14 protein-coding genes and 1 pseudogene are annotated in these 19,969 nt (G+C 65.2%); 13 read left to right on the forward strand and 2 right to left on the reverse strand.

What is annotated here, in order from left to right; all coding sequences use genetic code 11:
* The first annotated feature begins 206 nt into the window (after positions 1 to 206).
* Positions 207 to 3,356, forward strand: coding sequence for a GAF domain-containing protein (locus tag AC0L30_RS03120; RefSeq protein ID WP_473403745.1), 3,150 nt, complete (start codon positions 207 to 209; stop codon positions 3,354 to 3,356).
* Between the two features lie 78 nt (positions 3,357 to 3,434).
* A complete protein-coding gene (map, locus tag AC0L30_RS03125) occupies positions 3,435 to 4,184 on the forward strand; it encodes a type I methionyl aminopeptidase (RefSeq protein ID WP_219682256.1) in 750 nt (249 codons plus the stop codon).
* A gap of 68 nt (positions 4,185 to 4,252) precedes the next feature.
* On the opposite strand, the gene AC0L30_RS03130 is transcribed toward map, so the two are convergent.
* Both AC0L30_RS03130 and AC0L30_RS03135 read right to left on the reverse strand, forming a co-directional pair.
* Positions 4,253 to 4,501 (reverse strand): DUF3551 domain-containing protein, encoded by a 249-nt coding sequence (locus AC0L30_RS03130; RefSeq protein ID WP_219682202.1) that lies wholly within the window; start codon positions 4,499 to 4,501, stop codon positions 4,253 to 4,255.
* 1 nt (position 4,502) lies between these two features.
* Positions 4,503 to 4,824: pseudogene (locus tag AC0L30_RS03135) on the reverse strand (DUF3551 domain-containing protein).
* Between the two features lie 252 nt (positions 4,825 to 5,076).
* Between AC0L30_RS03135 and AC0L30_RS03140 the strand changes: the two are divergent.
* The 11 genes from AC0L30_RS03140 (at position 5,077) to dxr (ending at position 19,937) form a co-directional block, all read left to right on the forward strand.
* A complete protein-coding gene (locus tag AC0L30_RS03140) occupies positions 5,077 to 5,796 on the forward strand; it encodes an outer membrane protein (protein WP_007603620.1) in 720 nt (239 codons plus the stop codon).
* A gap of 454 nt (positions 5,797 to 6,250) precedes the next feature.
* Positions 6,251 to 9,754, forward strand: coding sequence for a DNA polymerase III subunit alpha (gene dnaE, locus AC0L30_RS03145; protein WP_354128696.1), 3,504 nt, complete (start codon positions 6,251 to 6,253; stop codon positions 9,752 to 9,754).
* Between the two features lie 117 nt (positions 9,755 to 9,871).
* Positions 9,872 to 10,612 (forward strand): carbonic anhydrase, encoded by a 741-nt coding sequence (locus AC0L30_RS03150; protein WP_219682199.1) that lies wholly within the window; start codon positions 9,872 to 9,874, stop codon positions 10,610 to 10,612.
* A gap of 189 nt (positions 10,613 to 10,801) precedes the next feature.
* A complete protein-coding gene (locus AC0L30_RS03155; RefSeq protein WP_473403746.1) occupies positions 10,802 to 13,345 on the forward strand; it encodes a caspase family protein in 2,544 nt (847 codons plus the stop codon).
* A gap of 221 nt (positions 13,346 to 13,566) precedes the next feature.
* Positions 13,567 to 14,556, forward strand: a complete 990-nt coding sequence (locus tag AC0L30_RS03160; RefSeq protein WP_007603625.1) for a 30S ribosomal protein S2 — start codon at positions 13,567 to 13,569, stop codon at positions 14,554 to 14,556.
* Between the two features lie 131 nt (positions 14,557 to 14,687).
* On the forward strand, positions 14,688 to 15,611 hold the full coding sequence (gene tsf / locus AC0L30_RS03165) for a translation elongation factor Ts (RefSeq protein ID WP_007603626.1): 924 nt from the start codon (positions 14,688 to 14,690) through the stop codon (positions 15,609 to 15,611).
* A gap of 60 nt (positions 15,612 to 15,671) precedes the next feature.
* A complete protein-coding gene (gene pyrH / locus AC0L30_RS03170) occupies positions 15,672 to 16,388 on the forward strand; it encodes a UMP kinase (protein ID WP_007603627.1) in 717 nt (238 codons plus the stop codon).
* A 67-nt stretch (positions 16,389 to 16,455) separates the two neighbouring features.
* Positions 16,456 to 17,019: a ribosome recycling factor gene (gene frr, locus AC0L30_RS03175; RefSeq protein WP_007603628.1), complete on the forward strand. Its 564-nt coding sequence runs from the start codon at positions 16,456 to 16,458 to the stop codon at positions 17,017 to 17,019.
* Between the two features lie 92 nt (positions 17,020 to 17,111).
* Positions 17,112 to 17,870: an isoprenyl transferase gene (locus tag AC0L30_RS03180; RefSeq protein WP_007603629.1), complete on the forward strand. Its 759-nt coding sequence runs from the start codon at positions 17,112 to 17,114 to the stop codon at positions 17,868 to 17,870.
* On the forward strand, positions 17,867 to 18,709 hold the full coding sequence (locus tag AC0L30_RS03185; RefSeq protein WP_473403747.1) for a phosphatidate cytidylyltransferase: 843 nt from the start codon (positions 17,867 to 17,869) through the stop codon (positions 18,707 to 18,709). The genes AC0L30_RS03180 and AC0L30_RS03185 overlap by 4 nt, the downstream gene beginning before the upstream one ends.
* Before the next feature lie 4 nt (positions 18,710 to 18,713).
* The gene (gene dxr / locus AC0L30_RS03190) at positions 18,714 to 19,937 is read left to right on the forward strand and encodes a 1-deoxy-D-xylulose-5-phosphate reductoisomerase (protein ID WP_219682195.1); all 1,224 of its coding nucleotides are present in this window, start codon (positions 18,714 to 18,716) and stop codon (positions 19,935 to 19,937) included.
* The last annotated feature ends 32 nt before the right edge of the window (positions 19,938 to 19,969 follow it).

Raw genomic sequence — 19,969 nt, forward strand, 5'->3', positions numbered from 1 at the left:
GTGGGAGCAGGCAGAACGGCAGCCTCCCAGGGGACGGTGACGACGGGAACCTAAATGCCATCATGCGGTTATCGCGCAGACAATTTGCGCGACCCGGCTGCATCACTCAGAAAGTCAGGCGGGCTACCTGTGGTCGAAGCGAACAGCAGCGGGACGATCAAACGGCTGGCTCCTCGTGGAGCTAGGGAAGTGGCAGGGGAACACCAATGACGACAGCGACCGGGGTCCGCTCGGCCGATCGCAATTCCGTCTTAGCCACACTCGGCGACTACATCCGAGAGATCAGCAATCCCGACGATCTCGCCTACGCCGCGGCGGAGCTGCTCGGCCGCAGCCTGAACGTCAGCAGGGCAGGTTACGGCACGGTCGACACCTCAGCCGAGACCATCACCATTGTCCGCGACTGGAACGCACCGGGCATCCTGAGCCTCGCAGGCGTGCTGCGGTTTCGCGACTATGGCAGCTACATCGAAGACCTCAAGCGGGGCGAGACCGTCGTCTGTGCCGATGCGGAGAAAGACCCTCGCGTCGGCGATCGTGCCAATGCTCTCGAGGCGATCTCTGCGCGCGCGCTCGTCAACATGCCGATCTCGGAGCCCGACGGGGTCGTGGCGCTGCTCTATCTGAACGATGCCAAGCCGCGCGAATGGAGCCCCGAAGAGCTGGAGCTTATTCGCGATGTTGCCGAGCGCACGCGCACGGCCGTCGAGCGCCGCCGTGCGGAAACGGCTGTGCGGGAGAACGAAGCCCGCCTGCTTTTCCTGGACGCACTCAACAAGGAGACGGCCAGGACTCGCGATGCCGACGGCGTGATGGCGGTCACGACCAAAATGGTCGGCGAGCATCTCGGCGTCTCGAACTGCGCCTACGCCGACATGGATCCGGACCAGGACGGCTTCACCATACGCGGCGATTGGGCCGCGCCCGGCGCAATGCATATCATCGGTCACTACAGTCTGGCCGATTTTGGCAAGCAGGCGGTGCGAGAGTTGAGTGCGGGCAGGCCGCTCATCATCAATGACAATCTAAGGGAGATTGCGCCGGACGAAGCCGCCACTTTCCAGAACATCGGGATCGGTTCGACGATTTGCATGCCCTTGGTGAAAGAAGGGCGACTGACCGCCCTGATGGCGATTCATCACCGCGGCCCGCACCAGTGGACGCCGCGCGAACTCGCCTTGCTCACCGAAGTGACCGAGCGATCGTGGGCCCACATCGAGCGCGTCCGATCGGAACAGGCGGCGCGGGAGGCTGCCGAACGACTGACGCTTGCAAACAAGGCGGCTGGTATCGGCACCTGGGACTACGACCCGGTCAACAACGTTCTTCGATGGGATAGCCGCTGCAAGGAGGTATTCGGCTTATCGCCCGACGCCGAAGTCAGCTATGAAGGCTCGTTCCTGAAGGGCCTTCATCCCGAGGACCGGCAGCGCGCCCACGAGGCCGTCTCCGCAGCGCTGACGCCGCACTCTCCGCCAAACTACAACATGGAATACCGGACCATTGGCATCAAGGATGGGGTCGAACGCTGGATCGCCGCGACCGGTCAAGCCATCTTTGCCGACGGCCAGGCTGTTCGGTTCATTGGAACGGTTCTGGATATCACCGCGCAAAAGAAAACCGAGCGTCATCTCAGAATACTGAATGATACCGGGGCCTCGGTCTCTCGCGAACGCGACCTCGACAAGATCGTCCAGATCGTCACGGATGCCGGCGTCGGACTCACGGGTGCTCAATTCGGCGCCTTTTTCTACAACGTTCTGGCGCCGGATGGCGGCAGCTATATGCTGTATTCGCTGTCCGGTGCCTCGCCATCCGCGTTTGAAAACTTTCCGATGCCGCGCAACACCGCCCTCTTTGGCCCGACTTTCGAGGGCTCCGGCGTGGTGAGGTCCGACGACATTCTGCAGGACCCCCGCTATGGCAAGAACGCGCCGCGGAAAGGCATGCCCGAGGGCCATCTTCCGGTCCGATCCTATCTGGCGGTCCCTGTGATCTCGCGCACCGGCGAAGTCTTCGGCGGACTTTTCTTCGGTCACGCCGAGACGGGTAAATTCCAGGCCGAGCATGAATCCGCATTGCTTGGTATTGCGGGCCATGCCGCCACCGCTATCGACAACGCCCAGCTCTTGACCCGGCTCGAGGCGCTCAATGCGGGATTGGAGCAACGTGTTGCCGACGAAATCGCCGAGCGCATGAAAGCTGAAGAGCAATTGCGGCAATCCCAGAAGATGGAAGCCGTCGGTCAATTGACCGGAGGTATTGCTCACGACTTCAACAATATGCTGGCCGTGATTCTCGGCAGCCTGAACCTTGCCAAGCGGCGGCTCAGCAGGGGAGAGGTCAGCATAGACCGCTTCATCGAGGGCGCCATCGACGGTGCAAATCGCGCAGCTACGTTGACGCAGCGACTGCTCGCGTTCTCGCGCCAGCAGCCGCTCGCGCCTGAAGTCGTGGACATCAACAAGATGGTCGGCGGGATGAGCGAGCTGCTCGAGCGGTCGCTTGGCGAGCTAATCCGCCTCGATACGGTGCTGACGGCGGGCCTCTGGCGGGTCAAGGCAGACCCGGCCCAGCTCGAAAGCGCCGTGATCAATCTCGCGGTCAATGCGCGCGATGCCATGCCGAAGGGCGGCAGGCTGACGATAGAAACCAGCAACGCCTCGATAGACCGAAAATATGCTCGCGAGTACGCACTCGCACCCGGGCAGTACGTTCTCGTCGCGGTGACGGACAACGGCACGGGAATTCCGGCCGATGTGCTCGGTAAGGTGTTCGATCCGTTTTTCACGACCAAGGTCGTGGGCAAGGGCACCGGCCTCGGCCTCAGTCAGGTTTACGGTTTCGTGCGGCAGTCGGGCGGCCATGTCAAAATTGACTCGGAAGTCGATGTTGGCACGACCGTGAAGATCTACCTTCCACGCTTCGCCGGCGAGGAGGCGGGCTCAGATCTGTCGCAGGAAGAGACACCCGCCGGTGCGAGCCATCAGAACGAAACCATTCTCGTCGTGGAAGACGACGAGCGCGTCCGCAGCATGTCGTCCGAAAGCCTGCGCGAACTTGGCTATACCGTCATCGAGGCAGCCAGCGCCAAAGAGGCGATCAGGACGATCGAAAATGGTTTCGTTCCGGATCTGCTGTTCACGGATGTCGTCATGCCCGACATGACCGGCGCCGAGCTGGCGGCCGAGCTGTCGAGACGATTCCCGGCGCTGAAAGTGCTGTTCACCACCGGCTACACGCGCGATGCAATCGTTCACAATGGCGTGCTCGATGCCGGCAAGCATCTGCTTCCGAAGCCCTTCGCTATCGAAGACCTGGCTGCCAAAGTCCGCAGCTTGCTTGACGATATCTGAACGCGCTTTGGAAACGGTCTCTCCCGTTTGCAAGCCGCCGTCACAAGGGCTATGTCCCGGCTTTCGGAAGAGCATGAAATGACAATCTCGGATGACAACGACCTCGCGCGCCTGAAAGAAATCGGGCGCATCGTCGCCAATATCCTGGAGGCAATGGGGAAGGCGCTCGAGCCGGGCATGACCACCTCCGAAATCGATCGGATCGGGCGTGTACTGCTGGAGGCTGCCGGCGCACGTTCGGCTCCGGAGCTGGCCTACGACTTTCCGGGCGCAACCTGCATCAGCGTGAACGAGGAGATCGCTCATGGCATCCCGGGCGATCGGCGGATCGCGCGTGGGGACCTCGTGAACATCGACGTGTCAGCCGAGAAGAACGGCTTCTTTGCGGATACGGGAGCATCGTTCGCCGTTCCACCCGCAACGCGAGTGGTCGAACGTCTTTGCAGGGATGGCCGGCGCGCAATGTGGACGGGCCTGCAGCAGGTTGGAGCCGGCAAGCCGATCGCCGGAATCGGTCAGGCCATCGGGACATTTGCGCGGAAGAACGGTTACAGCCTGGTCAGGAACCTTGCCAGTCACGGTGTCGGCCTGTCGCTCCACGAAGAGCCGACGGAGATCGCAACATGGCCCGACCGCTCCGAACGCCGCATCATGAGCGAAGGCCTCGTGTTCACCGTCGAGCCGTTCCTGTCTCTCGGCGCCGAATGGGCACAGGATGGCGATGATCCTTGGACGCTCTACAGCAGCCCCGAGGCGCCGACCGTTCAATACGAGCACACGGTGATCGCCACGCGAAGCGGACCGTTGATCGTGACGATGGCTGGTTAAGGAGGCGTCCTCAAGCCACCGGATCTCGGGCCGCAGCCAAAAGGCGGGCCGCATATCAGAGTCCCGATTTAATTGATGCGCCGCGAGTGGCGAGGGGGCTTCTTCTGCGCGAAATACGGGTTCGCTACGCACGTCGCCGACCGACCGACTGCTAAAAATCTGCACTGCTCGAGCGAGGTGTAGCGGCAATCGAAATAGCCAACGGGGCCGTAGATCTGCATGCAGACCGGATAGCTCGGATCATAGGTCTGCGCGCGCGCAGGCGCGCCCGCGAGGAGCAGGCCGATCGCGAGGAGCGCGAGGCGAGTGCGACGCATCTCAGCGCGGCACGTAGTAACCGGGTGAATAACCCGGCACCTGCGCGCGCGGCCTGTTCTGATACGCATAGGGGTCATCGCTCTGACCTGCGAAATAAGGGTTCGCGATGCAGGTGAGGGCGCGGCCCGACGAACTCGCCTGGCACTGCGCGTAACTGTCGAACGTGCAATTGCTCAGCCCCGGCCATTCATCGCCGGTCAGGCAGAAGGCATGGTGGGTCCCGAACGCGCGCGCAGGCACGCTTGCGCTGAGCGTGAGCCCAAATGTGGCGAGGGCGAGCGAAAAATATGGCGACAATGGGGAGGGCAATTCGTCTGCGCATTCAATTCTCCAATCACGCGAACGTGCGCGCGACGTTGTCACGCGCGTGTGCCGCAGATGTCGTGTAATCGACAATGGAACTCGTGAAAACACTTGTTTCAAAGGGCTTCCAGCGCGCGCTGGTAAATCTTCATTAATGAAGCGCGATCCTTTGGCGCGGACTGTGGCGTCGAGGTTACAGCAATTCCGTCGCGCGCTGGTATGACGACGCCACGGCCCGGGGGCCTAACGACGAAACTGGAACGGGAATCAAATGAACAAGAATCTGTTGCTTGCTGCTGTGAGCCTTGTCGCGCTCGGCGCGACCGCACCGGCGCTGGCTGCTGACCTCGCTGCGCGGCCTTACACCAAGGCGCCGGCGATGGTTGCCGCGATCTACGACTGGAGCGGCTTCTACATCGGTATCAACGGCGGCGGCGGTTCCGCCCATTCGACCTGGGATCTCGTCGGCGGTGGCCGCGAGGGTTCGCACGATGCGACCGGCGGCACGGTCGGCGGCCAGATCGGCTACCGCATGCAGTCGGGCCAGTGGGTGTTCGGCATCGAAGGTCAGGGCAACTGGGCTGACTTCTCCGGCGACAACGTCAGCGCGCTGTTTGCGACGCGCAACCGCTCCAAGATCGACTCGTTCGGTCTGATCACCGGTCAGATCGGCTACGCCTGGAACAACGTCCTCGTTTACGCCAAGGGCGGTGCGGCTGTCGCCGGCAGCAAGTATGAAGTCTCGACCCTTGGCGGCGCGCTGCTGTCCTCGAACGATCAGACCCGTTGGGGTGGCACGATCGGTGCCGGCCTCGAGTACGGTTTCGCCCCGAACTGGTCGGTTGGCGTCGAGTACAACCACATCTTCCTGCAGGACAAGAACGTCACCTTCGCGCTGGTGCCCTCGACCGATCGCATCCGTCAGGACGTCGACATGGGCCTCGTCCGCCTGAACTATAAGTTCGGCGGCCCGAGCCTCGGCCGCTACTGAGTAGATGCCTGATATCGATCGCTCGACTTCGAGCGGTCGGCGAAAGCCCCGGCCATCGGCCGGGGCTTTTTTGTTGTTGGACTTCAGCGGGTTAACCATTCCGTTTCGAGACGGTCGAGATGGCTTGACTCTTGAGAACGAAATGAGAACAATGTTCTTCATACGTTCTCACCATGGAGTAAGCCATGTTCAGGATTTTCGTCGAAGAAGCCGCCGCGCTAGCCTCGATCGCGCTGTTTGTCGGGATGATCGCGATCTGGGCCCAGGTGCTCCCGCAGCTCTAGGCGCTGGCCAGGTTGGGGAAAAGCAGGACGACGCGGCCGATTGGCCGCTCTGGCGTGGACTCTGGCAGCGTGACGCCCCACCATTATGAGGCGAGTCGGCCGGGCGAGTGCAGGATGCCTCCCGTGCCGGTGACCGCTCCATCTCATCTGCAAGAGGCCGTCACGCGACCATGCCGAGCGCCGGATTTGTCCACCTTCACGTTCACTCGGCCTATTCGCTGCTCAAGGGCTCGATCAAGATCGCCAAGCTCGCGGAGCTTGCCAAGAAAGACCATCAGCCGGCGCTGGCGCTGACCGACACCGACAACATGTTCGGTGCGCTGGAGTTCTCCGACAAGATGGCGGGCTCTGGTATCCAGCCGATCGTGGGCTGCGAGATCGCGATCGAGTTCGGCGACCAGGATCCCACTGCGCGTAACGTGCTGCTGCCCTCGCGCGTGGTGCTGCTGGCCGCGCAGGAGCGCGGCTATCGCAGCCTGATGCGGCTGAACTCGCGCGCGTTCATGGAGACGCCCGACACTCATGCTCCCCACATCAAGTTCGACTGGCTCGAAGGCGAGACCGAAGGCCTGATCGCGCTGACGGGCGGTCCGGACGGGCCGATCTCGCTGGCGCTTGCCGGCGGTTATAGCGAGCTCGCGGCGGCGCGCTGCGAGCGTCTGGCCAGCCTGTTCGGGGACCGCCTCTACGTCGAATTGCAGCGCCACAACATCGAGAAGGAGCGGCGGGTCGAAAGCAGCCTTATCGACATCGCCTATACCAAGGGCCTGCCGCTGGTCGCGACCAACGAGCCGTATTTCGCCGCGACCGACGATTACGAAGCCCATGACGCGCTGCTCTGCATCGCCGGCGGCCGGCTGATCGCGGAGACTGAGCGCGAGCAGCTCACGCCCGATCACCGCTTCAAGACCCGCGCCGAGATGGCGGTGCTGTTCGCCGACATTCCGGAGGCGCTGGCCTCGACGGTCGAGATCGCCGAGCGCTGCTCGTTCCGGCCGATGACGCGCAAGCCGATCCTGCCGTTCTTCACGGTCGGCGCTGCCGCAAGCTCCGATGCCGCCTCCGTCGAGGCGGCCGAATTGAAGCGGCAGGCGGAGGAGGGGCTCGCCAACCGCCTGCGCGTGCACGGGCTGTCGCAGGGCACGACGGAAGAAGACTACAACGCGCGGCTTGCGTTCGAGCTCGACGTCATCATGCGCATGAAGTACGCGGGCTACTTCCTGATCGTCTCCGACTTCATCAAATGGGCAAAGGGCCAGGGCATTCCGGTCGGGCCAGGCCGTGGCTCCGGCGCGGGCTCGCTGGTTGCGTGGGCGCTGACCATCACCGACCTCGACCCGATCAAGTTCGGCCTGCTGTTCGAGCGCTTCCTCAATCCGGAACGCGTCTCGATGCCGGATTTCGACATCGACTTCTGCCAGGACCGCCGGGGGGAGGTGATCAGATACGTCCAGGAGCGCTACGGTCGCGACCAGGTCGCGCAGATCATCACCTTCGGTACGCTGCAGGCGCGCGGCGTGCTGCGCGACGTCGGCCGCGTGCTGCAGATGCCCTATGGCCAGGTCGACAAGCTCACCAAGCTCGTGCCGCAGAATCCGGCCGCGCCGGTGACGCTGGCCGCCGCGATCGAGAGCGAGCCGAAGCTCCAGGCGTTCCGCGACGAGGACCCGGTGGTGGCGCGCGCCTTCGACATCGCGCAGCGCCTCGAAGGCCTGACCCGTCACGCCTCGACGCATGCGGCCGGCATCGTGATCGGCGATCGGCCGCTGAGCGAACTCGTGCCGATGTATCGCGATCCCAAGTCCGACATGCCGGTGACCCAGTTCAACATGAAATGGGTCGAGCCCGCGGGCCTCGTGAAGTTCGACTTTCTCGGTCTGAAGACGCTGACCGTGCTCGACGTGGCGTGCAAACTGCTCAAGCCGCGCGACATCCATGTCGATCTCGCGACGCTGCCGATCGACGATGCCGAAAGCTACCAGATGCTGGCGCGCGGCGAGGTGGTCGGCGTGTTCCAGGTTGAAAGCCAGGGCATGCGGCGCGCGCTGGTCGACATGCGCCCCGACCGTTTCGAGGACATCATCGCGCTGGTCGCGCTCTATCGACCGGGTCCGATGGCGAACATCCCGACCTATTGCGCGCGCAAGCACGGCGACGAGGAGCCGGAATATCTCCACCCCGTGCTGGAGCCGATTCTCAAGGAGACCTTCGGCGTCATCATCTACCAGGAACAGGTGATGCAGATCGCGCAGGTGATGTCGGGCTATTCGCTCGGCGACGCCGACCTGCTGCGCCGCGCCATGGGCAAGAAGATCCGCGCCGAGATGGAGAAGCAGCGCGAGATCTTCGTTGCAGGCGCAGTGAAGAACGGCGTGCCGAAGGGGCAGGCCGATACCATCTTCGAGCTGCTGGCGAAATTCGCCGACTACGGCTTCAACAAGAGCCACGCGGCGGCCTATGCGCTGGTGTCCTACCACACCGCCTACATGAAGGCGCATTACCCGGTGGAGTTCATCGCGGCGTCGATGACGCTCGATCTCAACAATACCGACAAGCTGTCCGAATTCCGCGCCGAGGCGCAGCGCCTCGGCATCAAGGTCGAGCCGCCCAACGTCAATCGCTCCGGCGCGACTTTCGAGGTCGGCGACAAGACCATCTACTACGCGCTCGCGGCGCTGAAGGGCGTCGGCATTGCGGCCGTCGAGCAGATCATCGCGGAGCGGACCAAAAACGGCTTGTTCACCTCGCTCGCCGACTTCGCCGCGCGAGTGTCGCCGCGCGCGATCAACAAGCGCATCATCGAAAGCCTCGCTGCTGCGGGCGCCTTCGACACCCTGGAGCCGAACCGGGCGCGGGTCTTCGCCGGCGCCGACTCGATTCTCGCCGCATGCCAGCGGGCGAACGAAGCTGCAACCATCGGCCAGAACGACATGTTCGGCAGCTCGGCCGACGCGCCGACCATCATGCTGCCGCAGATCGAGCCCTGGTTGCCGGCCGAGCGGCTGCGCCGCGAATATGATGCGATCGGCTTCTTCCTGTCGGGGCATCCGCTCGACGATTACGCCACCGTGCTGAAGCGGCTGCGTGTGCAGTCCTGGGCCGAGTTCTCCCGCGCGGTGAAGACCGGTGCCACCGCCGGCAAGGTCGCTGCCACCGTGGTGTCGCGCATGGAGCGGCGCACCAAGACCGGCAACAAGATGGGCATTATGGGGCTCTCTGATCCCACGGGTCACTTTGAGGCGGTGCTGTTCTCCGAAGGCCTTGCGCAATATCGCGACGTGCTGGAGCCGGGCGCCGCGGTGCTGCTCCAGCTCGGCGCCGAGCTTCAGGGCGAGGACGTCCGCGCGCGCGTGCTCCACGCCGAACCGCTGGACGAGGCGGCGGCCAAGACGCAGAAGGGCCTGCGCATCTTCGTGCGCGATACCAAGCCCCTGGAATCGATCGCCAAGCGTCTCGCCGGTCCCGACATGGCCGGTTCGAACGACGCCGCGCCGAAGGTCGGCAGTCCCGGCACAGCGCGCCGCTCCAACGGCGACGGCGAGGTCTCGCTGGTCATGATGCTCGACCTCGAGACCGAGGTCGAGATGAAGCTGCCCGGCCGCTTCAAGGTCTCGCCGCAGATCGCCGGCGCCATCAAGGCGGTCGCGGGCGTGGTGGACGTGCAGCAGCTCTGATCGAGTGGCCAGCGCTGAAGGTCGTGCGTGCTCCCTGCGGATGTTGTGGTTTCGTCACGTCATTGCGGCTATGATCGCGGCGATGCCATCGTCCACCTCGCCGGGAGGAAACGCGACATGTGCGACAAATGCTCTGAAGCTCTGCAGGGAAACGCTGGGCCGTCGCGGCGGTCCGCAATGCTGTTTGGCGCCGCCGCGTTCGGCCTTGCCCTCGCCGGCAATGCTTTCGCCAAGGAGACCAAGGCGCCGCCCAAGCCGCAGAACGTGCTGTCACCCGATGCGTCGTTGAAGCGCCTGACGGAAGGCAATGCGCGCTATGTCGACGGGGTGTCGCGGCGGCACGATTTCAAGCACGAGCGCGAGGCGTTGGTCGGCGGACAGAACCCGTTTGCCGCCGTGCTGAGCTGTGCCGATTCGCGCATCGCGCCGGAATATGCCTTCGACACCGGCCGTGGCGATCTGTTCGTTTGCCGCGTCGCCGGAAATTTTGCCGGCACCGAAACCATCGCCAGCATGGAATACGCGGTGGCCGTACTGAATACGCCGCTGATCCTCGTGCTCGGCCATGACGCTTGCGGCGCGATCGATGCGACGCTGAAGGCGATCAAGGACAACAAGCCGCCGCCGGGCCATATTCCCTCGCTGGTCGATGCGATCACGCCCGCCGCCAAGGCTGCGATGCAGCAGGGCGGGGACGTCCTCGACAAGGCGATCCGGCAGAACGTCATCGACAACATCGCGAAGCTGAAATCGGCAGCGCCGATCCTCAACGCGGCCGTGGAGCAGGGCAAGCTGAAGGTCGTCGGCGGCATCTATCGGCTCACGACGGGAACGGTCGACCTGATCGCGCAGGGCTGAACCGGCTGACTTCGCCTCGCGCCGGTGCGTCGCCGCGTCACTTACGCGGAGCTGACGCCGGCGCGGGTGGCCATCCCTCCGCCTCAATCCAAGTCTTCGCTATTTGGAAGCCTTTCGTTCAAGTGCCATTCAGCTGGCCACGCGTCTGATGCGGGGCGGCACCTCAACAACAAAACGGGCAAGCAAGCCATGCGTGGGACGCTCAGAGCCTTCATTTGCCTTCTCCTGCCGATCGCGGTCCTTGCCGCAGGCGCGCCGGAGCCGGCGCGTGCGCAGCAGCAGGAAAAGCGTATCGCGCTCGTGGTCGGCAACGGCGCTTATGCCAAGTCGCCGCTGGCGACGACGGCAAACGATGCCGGCCTGATCGCGCAGACGCTGCAGGCGGCGGGCTTCGACGTCGTCGGCGCCCGCGATCTCGACGGCGACACGCTGCGCAAGAGCTTTCGCGATTTCATCCAGAAGGCGCAGGCCTCCGGACCGGGCACCGTCGCGATGGTGTATCTCGCCGGCTATGGCGTGCAGCTTGCGGGTGAGAACTATTTCATCCCGGTCGACTCCAACATCACCCGCGACACCGACATTCCGACCGAAGGCTTGCGCATCGGCGACTATCTCCGCCAGCTCGCCTCCGTTCCGCTCAAGGCCAACATCATCGTGCTCGACGCCGCGCGGGCGCAGCCCTTCGTGGAGGGCGGCCAGCAGATCGCGAGCGGACTTGCGCTGGTCGAGCCCGACGCCAACATGCTGATCGCGTTCGACGCCGCGCCCGGCACGGTGGCGCCCGAGGAGCCCGGACCGTACGGCATCTATGCGCAGTCGCTGGCGGAGATGATCCGCACCGGCGGCCTGCCGCTGCCCGAAGTGTTCGACCGCGTTCGCCTGCGCGTCAACGAGGCCAGCAAGGGCGCGCAGGTGCCCTGGAACGAGCAGAAGATATCGGCGCAATTCTCGTTCTTCGAGCGCGGGCCCGACGCGCCGCCGCCGGAGGCCGCGCCCGACCAAGTCGCTGCGATCCGCAACAAGCCGATCCGCGATCTCGGCGTGCAGGATGCCTATGCCGCCGCGCTCACGCGCGACACGCTTCCAGCTTACGAAGAGTTTCTCTCCGCCTATCCCGGCGACCCGCTGTCGAAGCGCGTGTTGGTGATCGTCGCGGCGCGCCGCGAGGCCATCACCTGGCGGCGGACCTATCGTACCGACACGCCGGAAGCCTATTGGTCGTATCTGCGTCGCTATCCGCGCGGTCCGCATGCGGCGGATGCGCGCCGGCGCCTGGCGATTCTCACCGCGCCGCCCGAGCCGCCGCCGAGCTTCGCGATGATCGACTACGACGTGCCGCCACCGCCGCCGGAGGAGGTGGTCTATGTCGACCGTCCCGTACTGTATTTCAGCGATCCGGATTTTGGCTTCGCGCCGCCACCGCCGCCGCCGGTCTACTATCTGCCGCCGCCGCCGCCGGATTTCGTCGTGCTGTCGCCGCCGATGCCGGTGATCGGCCTGTTCGTGCTGCCGCAGCCGATGTTCGTGCCGATTCCCGTGTTCGTCAGGCCGCCGGTCTATGTCGCACCGCCGCCGAACAACATCATCTATCAGAACATCCATAATACGACGGTCATCAACACAGTGATCAACCAGCCGCCGGCACCGGCGGTGGGTGCGGGTGCGGGTGCGGGTACCGGAGCGGGACCGGGCAATCTCACACCGGCCATTGCCGGGCGCACCAATCCGGCTGGTCCAGCCATGCCGCAGGCGGTCCTGCAGCGTGCCGCCCTGATTCAGCAGGGCAAGGCGCCGATGCCGCCGAGCGCGACGATGCGGCCGACGGCGAGGCCAGGAACGCCTCCGGCGACGCCCGCCAATGCCGCGCCGACCGGTACGCCACCTGCCGCTCCGCCTGCCAGTCCATCTGCCACGCCACCGGCCAAGCTGCCCCAAGCCAACACGCTGCCGGTTCCCGGCACCCATGGCGGTCCACCTGTACCGTCAGCGGAAGCCGGGCCACTGCCGGGCGGCAGACCCGGGCAGTCGACAGCCACTGCTCCCGGCGCGCCGCTGCCGACCCATTCGGGAGTGCCTGCGGGAGTGCCTGCGGGAGCGCCGACGGGCGCGCCGACGACTGCTGCTCCCGGCACCACGCCGCCAGCCCATCCCGGTGCACCGACCGGCGCGCCGGCGACTGCGCCCACGGCGACAAGCCCGGCCGCTGTGCCCGGCCAACTGCCGAAGCCGCCGGTTGCCCGGGCCCCGCCCGGGACCGGGCCTGGGGACCATGGCAAGTCCGCGACCCGGGAGCCGGCTGGCTCGCCGCCGGCTGCCCGCACGCCTCCGCCTCCTGGCCCAGTTGGACGACCGGTCACGCGGCCGCCCTCGGCGGTGCGGGAGCCGATCCGGCCGCAGCATCAGCCGACCGCTGCTCCCGCCCAGGCTGCCCGGCCGCCGGCACCACCACCACCGCGGCCTCAGGCCGTGGCGCGCCCGACGCCTCCGCCTCCACCGCGTATTGCACCGCCGCCACCGCCACGGGTGGCTCCGCCCGCCGCGGTCGCTCGGCCGGCGCCGCCGCCAATGGCGCGTCCCGCGCCGCCGCCGCCGGTCGCCCGGCCGGCGCCACCTCCGCCGCCTCGGATGGCCGTCGCGCCACCGCCGCCGCCGCGCCCAGCAGCGCCCCCACCGCGTCCTCCGGCTCCGCCGCCGGCGGCAAAGAAGTGCCCGCCGAACCAGCCCAAATGCTAGTGGGGTCCGCGGGCGCAGCGTGATCTTTACGGAAGAGGGCCTTTCGCGGGCGAAAGCCGCCCCGAAAGGCCCTTATTTCCTTGCTTCTGGTCGAAATCGCGCTATACACCGCGCCATCTCACACGGAAGCATGGCTCACAAGGCCGTCCGGTGGCAGCCGGGGCGACAACGCTCCGTTCTGCTCACACGCTTCCGGAGGAACCAACCGGAGAATTAGAACGATGGCACTACCCGATTTCACTATGCGTCAGCTCCTCGAAGCCGGCGTGCACTTTGGTCACCAGTCTCACCGCTGGAATCCGAAAATGGCGCCGTTCATTTTCGGCGCTCGCAACAACATCCACATCGTCGACCTCGCGCAGACCGTGCCGTTGCTGCATAACGCCTTGCAGGCGGTCAGCGACACCGTCGCCAAGGGCGGCCGCATTCTGTTCGTCGGCACCAAGCGCCAGGCGCAGGACGGCGTTGCCGACGCGGCCAAGCGCTGCGCTCAGTATTTCGTCAATTCGCGCTGGCTCGGCGGCACGCTGACCAACTGGAAGACGATCTCGGGCTCGATCAAGCGCCTGCGTCATCTCGACGACGTCCTCGCCGGCGGCGATGCCTCCTCCTACACCAAGAAGGAGCGCCTGACGCTTCAGCGCGAGCGCGACAAGCTCGATCGCTCGCTCGGCGGCATCAAGGACATGGGCGGTCTGCCCGACCTGATCTTCGTGATCGACACCAACAAGGAAGACATCGCGATCCAGGAAGCCCAGCGGCTCAACATCCCGGTCGCGGCGATCGTCGACACCAATTCGGATCCGAAGGGCATCACCTATGTGGTGCCGGGAAATGACGACGCCGGCCGCGCGATCGCGCTCTATTGCGATCTGATCGCACGCGCTGCGATTGACGGTATTTCGCGCGCCCAGGGCGATTCCGGCATCGACGTCGGTGCTTCGGTTCGGCCGGTCGCAGAAGAGCTGCCCGCCACGAGCGGCTTCCAGGGCCTCGCCGGCCCGCGTGGCACCTCCGACGATCTCAAGAAGCTCCCGGGCGTGTCGGGCGCGATCGAGAAGAAGTTCAACGACCTCGGCATCTTCCACTTCTGGCAGCTGGCCGAGCTCGATCACGACACCGCGCACAAGATCGGCGAAGAAGTCGGCTTGCCGAGCCGCGCGGACGCCTGGGTGGCCAAGGCCAAGGCCCTGACCGCGGAAGCGGAATAGTCAAAAAGAGCGATGGGTTGGCCGGACAAGTTCCGGCCACCATTTCAGTTGACGCGAATTCCTGAGATGGACCGCGGCGAGGCGATCTGGCCGCGCCGCGGCAAACCGGCAGGCAAAAAGGATTTTGAACGATGGCAACGATCACAGCTGCGATGGTCAAGGACCTGCGCGAGTCGACCGGCGCAGGCATGATGGACTGCAAGGCCGCGCTGACCGAAAACGACGGCAACATGGAAGCGGCGCAGGATTGGCTGCGCAAGAAAGGCCTGTCGAAGGCCGCCAAGAAGTCGGGCCGCGTCGCCGCCGAGGGTCTGATCGGCGCGCTCACCAAGGGCAACAAGGGCGTCGTGGTCGAGGTCAATTCCGAGACCGATTTCGTCGCGCGCAACGGCCAGTTTCAGGGCCTCGTCAAGATGATCGCCCAGGTCGCGTTCAACGTCGGCGCCGATGTCGACAAGATCAAGGCCGCCAAGGTCGGCGACGTCACGATCGAAACCGCGATCAATGACGCGATCGCCACCATCGGCGAGAACATGACGCTGCGGCGTGCCGCTTCGCTCGAAGTCAGCCAGGGCGTGGTGTCGAGCTACGTCCACGGCGCGGTCGTCGAGGGCGCCGGCAAGATGGGCGTGATCGTGGCGCTGGAATCGCCGGGCAAGGCCGACGAGCTCGCAACGCTTGGCCGCCAGATCGCGATGCATGTCGCGGCCGCCAACCCGCTGGCGCTCGATCCGTCCGGTCTTGATCCGGCGGTCGTCAAGCGCGAGAAGGACGTGCTCGCCGACAAATATCGCCAGCAGGGCAAGCCCGAGAACGTGATCGAGAAGATCGTCGAGTCCGGCCTGAAGACCTACTACAAGGAAGTCTGCCTGCTCGAGCAGGCCTTCATCCACGACACCGGCAAGTCGGTGGCGCAGGCGGTGAAGGAAGCCGAAGGCAAGGTCGGCGGCGCGGTGAAGATCGCGGGCTTTGTGCGCTATGCTCTCGGTGAGGGAATCGAGAAGCAGGAAAGCGACTTCGCGGCCGAGGTCGCGGCGGCCAGCGGCAAGAAGTAAGCGCCGGAACGTTCCTCCCGGCGTGCCGCCGGAAGCGGCGGCCGGACAAGGAAAGTGCTCATGACTGATCCGGTCTATCGTCGCGTCGTGATCAAGCTGTCCGGCGAATATCTCGCCGGATCGCAGGGTTTTGGCATCGATCAGCCGACCATTGACCGGGTCGCCGACGATCTGATCGCAGCCCGCCATCTCGGTACCGAAGTCGCCGTCGTGATCGGCGGCGGCAATCTCTTTCGCGGCGTCGAGGTCTCCTCGCGCGGCGTGTCGCGCCCGACCGGCGACACCATGGGCATGCTCGCGACGATGATGAACTGCCTCGCGCTGGAGGCCACGATCGAGCGCAAGGGCACGCCTGCGCGCACGCTGTCGGCCTTCGTCATGCCCGAGATTTCCGAACTGTTCACCCGCACCGCGGCACACAAATACCTCGCCGAGGGCCGGATCGTGTTGCTGGGTGGCGGAACCGGTAATCCGTTCTTCACCACCGACACGACCGCGGTGCTGCGTGCGGCCGAGATCGGCGCCCAGGCGGTGCTGAAGGCGACCAATGTCGACGGCGTCTACTCGGCCGACCCGAAGAAGGACCCGACGGCGACGCGATTCGACCGTCTGACGCATTCGCAGGCGATCGAGGGTGGCTACAAGGTGATGGATGCGACCGCCTTCGCACTTGCCCGCGAGACGTCGCTGCCTATCATCGTGTTCTCGATTGCGGAGCCGGGTTCGATCGGCGCTGTACTGCGTGGCGGCGGCCACGGAACCATTGTCGCCGGCTGACGGCTTGTCGTTGCACCCTAAGAGAAGGGGTGCGGAGAGGTCGCCGGGATTTTGAAGGAGAAACGTGATGGCCACGGATAATTTCGATCTCAACGAAGTGAAGCGCCGCATGCAGGGGGCGATCCAGTCGCTCAAGCACGAACTTGGCGGCCTGCGCACCGGTCGCGCCTCCGCCTCGATGCTCGATCCGGTGCAGGTCGACGCCTATGGCAGCCACATGCCGCTGAACCAGCTCGCCACCGTCAGCGTGCCGGAGCCGCGCCTGATCTCAGTGCAGGTCTGGGACAAGTCGATGGTCAAGGCGGTGGAAAAGGCGATCGTCGATTCCAATCTCGGCCTGTCGCCGGCGACCGAAGGCCAGGTGCTGCGCCTGCGCATCCCCGAGCTCAACGAGGAGCGTCGCAAGGAGCTCGTCAAGGTCGCGCACAAATATGCGGAAGCCGCCAAAGTCGCCGCGCGCCATGTCCGCCGCGACGGTCTCGACGTTCTCAAGAAGCTCGAGAAGAATCACGAGATGTCCGAGGACGATCAGAAGCGTCACGCCGACGAGGTGCAGAAGGCGACCGACGGCACGATCTCCGAGATCGACCAGTTGCTGGCCGCCAAGGAAAAAGAAATCCTCACCGTCTAAACGCGATGGATCGCGCTTTAGGTTATTGTTCGCGCATGATCTTTTCGGAAAACCGCGTCGCACTCTTCCGGATCATGCTTTAAGGCAGCCTCATGTCCAACGCCGCCGCGCCCGCAACGGAAGGACCCGATCGGTCCGATGCGCCTGCGCATGTCGCCATCATCATGGATGGCAACGGACGTTGGGCGGCCGCGCGCGGCTTGCCACGGGCGGAAGGCCATCGCCGCGGCGTGGAGGCCCTGCGCCGCGTGGTTCGCGCGTCGCATGAGCTTGGCATCCGCTATCTCACCATCTTCTCCTTCAGCTCGGAAAACTGGTCGCGCCCGGCGAGCGAGATCGGCGATCTGTTCGGCCTGTTGCGCCGCTTCATCCGCAATGATCTGGCGAGCCTGCATCGCGACGGCGTCAGGGTACGTATCATCGGCGAGCGGGACGGGCTGGAGGGCGACATCTGCGCGCTTCTCAACGAGGCGGAGGAGCTGACGCGCGATAACACGCGCCTCACGCTCGTCGTCGCCTTCAATTACGGCTCGCGGCACGAGATCGCGAAGGCGGCGCAGAAGCTCGCGCGCGAAGTCGCCGAGGGCCGGCGCAATCCCGACACGATCGATGCCGAGACATTGGGGGCGCATCTCGACGCGCCCGACATTCCCGACCCCGATCTCATCATCCGCACCAGTGGCGAGCAGCGGCTGTCGAATTTCCTGATGTGGCAGGCCGCCTATAGCGAGCTCGTCTTCGTGCCGATTCACTGGCCCGATTTCGACAAGGCGGCGCTGGAAGGCGCAATCGCCGAATTCGCCAGGCGCGAGCGCCGTTTCGGCGGCCTGGTCGCGAAAACCGCCTCGTGAGCGAACCCGACTCCGCACCGGCCGGCTCTCAGCCTGCCCCGAGCAATCTCGTGATGCGAATCCTCGCAGCGCTGGTGCTGGCGCCGCTCGCCATTGCGCTCGCTTATGCCGGCGGCTGGCTGTGGGCGCTTCTCGTCACCCTGGTGTCGATCGGACTGTTCGCGGAATGGCTGATGGTGGTGGGCGCAGGCTCGACCGCGCTGACCGGGGCGGGAACGATCGTCATCGCCACGATGGGCTTGTGCGTTGCCTTCGGCGCGCTGAAGACCGCAATCATCACCGGCTTGATTGGCGGGGCGATCGTGACGGTGATCGCGCGGGGCAAGTTCGTCTGGGCGGCCTCCGGATTCGCCTATGCGTCGGCGGCGCTACTGGCCTCGATCCTGCTGCGGAAGGATCTCGTGAACGGCTTCGCCGCGCTGATGTTCGTGCTGCTCGTGGTGTGGGCGACCGATATCGGCGGCTATTTCGCCGGCCGCGGCATTGGCGGACCGAAGCTGTGGCCGCGCGTCAGCCCGAAGAAGACCTGGGCAGGGGCGCTCGGCGGCTTTGCCGCAAGCCTTTTGGTCGCGGCCGGCTTTGCCGCTTGCGGGATCGGAAAGATGGCTCCATTGCTGCTCGTCGCCGCGGCTCTGTCGGTCGTGTCGGCCTGCGGCGATCTGTGCGAATCCGCGGTCAAGCGGCGCTTCGATGTCAAGGATTCCAGTCACTTAATTCCCGGCCACGGCGGCCTATTGGACCGTCTGGACGGTTTTGTCGCTGCCATTCTGGTGGCATGGATTATCGGCTTCCTTCGCCATGGTGTGCATAGCGCCGGAAGCGGTCTTATGGTTTGGTGAACATATGAGCGCGGTTCCATTGCGTAACAACAAGGCTGCGGCATCGACCGTCCGCAGCGTCACGGTTCTCGGCGCCACCGGCTCGATCGGCGACAGCACGATGGATCTGCTGCGCGCCTCTCCCGAGCGCTACCGTGTCGAGGCGCTGACGGCGAACAGCAATGTCGAAGCGCTGGCAAAGCTCGCCAAGGAGTTTTCGGCGCGCTTCGTCGCGATCGCCGACACCTCAAAATTTGCCGAGCTCAAGGCCGCGCTCGCGGGCACCGGCACCGAATGCGGCGCCGGTGAAAGCGCAGTGATCGAGGCCGGCGCGCGTCCGGCCGATTGGGTGATGGCCGCCGTGAGTGGCGCGGCCGGGCTGAAGCCGGCACTGGCGGCGGTCGACCGCGGCGCGCATGTCGCGCTTGCGAACAAGGAATGTCTCGTCTGCGCCGGCGATTTCTTCATGCAGCGCGCGGCGAAAGCGGGCGCCTGCATCCTGCCTGCGGATTCCGAGCACAATGCGCTGTTCCAGGCGCTCGCCTCGGGCAATCGCGACGAGCTCGTCCGTGTCATCATCACGGCCTCCGGCGGCCCGTTCCGGACCTGGAAGCCTGCCGACATCGAGCAGGCGACACTCGAGCAAGCCCTGAAGCATCCGAACTGGAGCATGGGCCAGAAGATCACGATCGATTCCGCCTCGATGATGAACAAGGGGCTCGAGGTGATCGAGGCTTCCTATCTGTTCGCGCTCTCGCCCGACGAGATCGACGTCCTCGTGCACCCGCAGTCGATCATTCACGGCATGGTCGAGTTCTCCGATCGCTCGGTCGTGGCCCAGCTCGGCGCACCCGACATGCGCACGCCGATCGCGCATTGCCTCGGCTGGCCCGACCGCATCAAGGGTCCCGCCGCCAAGCTCGATCTGGCCAAGATCGGCCAATTGACCTTCGAGGCGCCGGATTTCGAGCGCTTCCCCGGCCTGCGCCTGGCCTTCGATTCGCTCCGGACCGGGAAGGGGGCGACCACCGTCTACAACGCCGCCAACGAGGTCGCGGTCGCGGCCTTCATCGCGGGCAAGATCCGGTTCGGCGCGATTGCCCGGCTGGTTGAGGCGACGCTGGACGACTGGGTTCGTGGCGGGAACCAGGCCCCGCTGACGTCAGCGGACGATGCAATCGCTGTTGACCATGTTGCGCGAAATAGGGCTGCCGCCCTATTGCCTCAAATTGCCTTAAAGGCATCCTAGATGGTTCGGGGCCAGGGCCTTGCGGCGCTGGA

Source organism: Bradyrhizobium sp. MI1.11 (genome assembly GCF_055811255.1).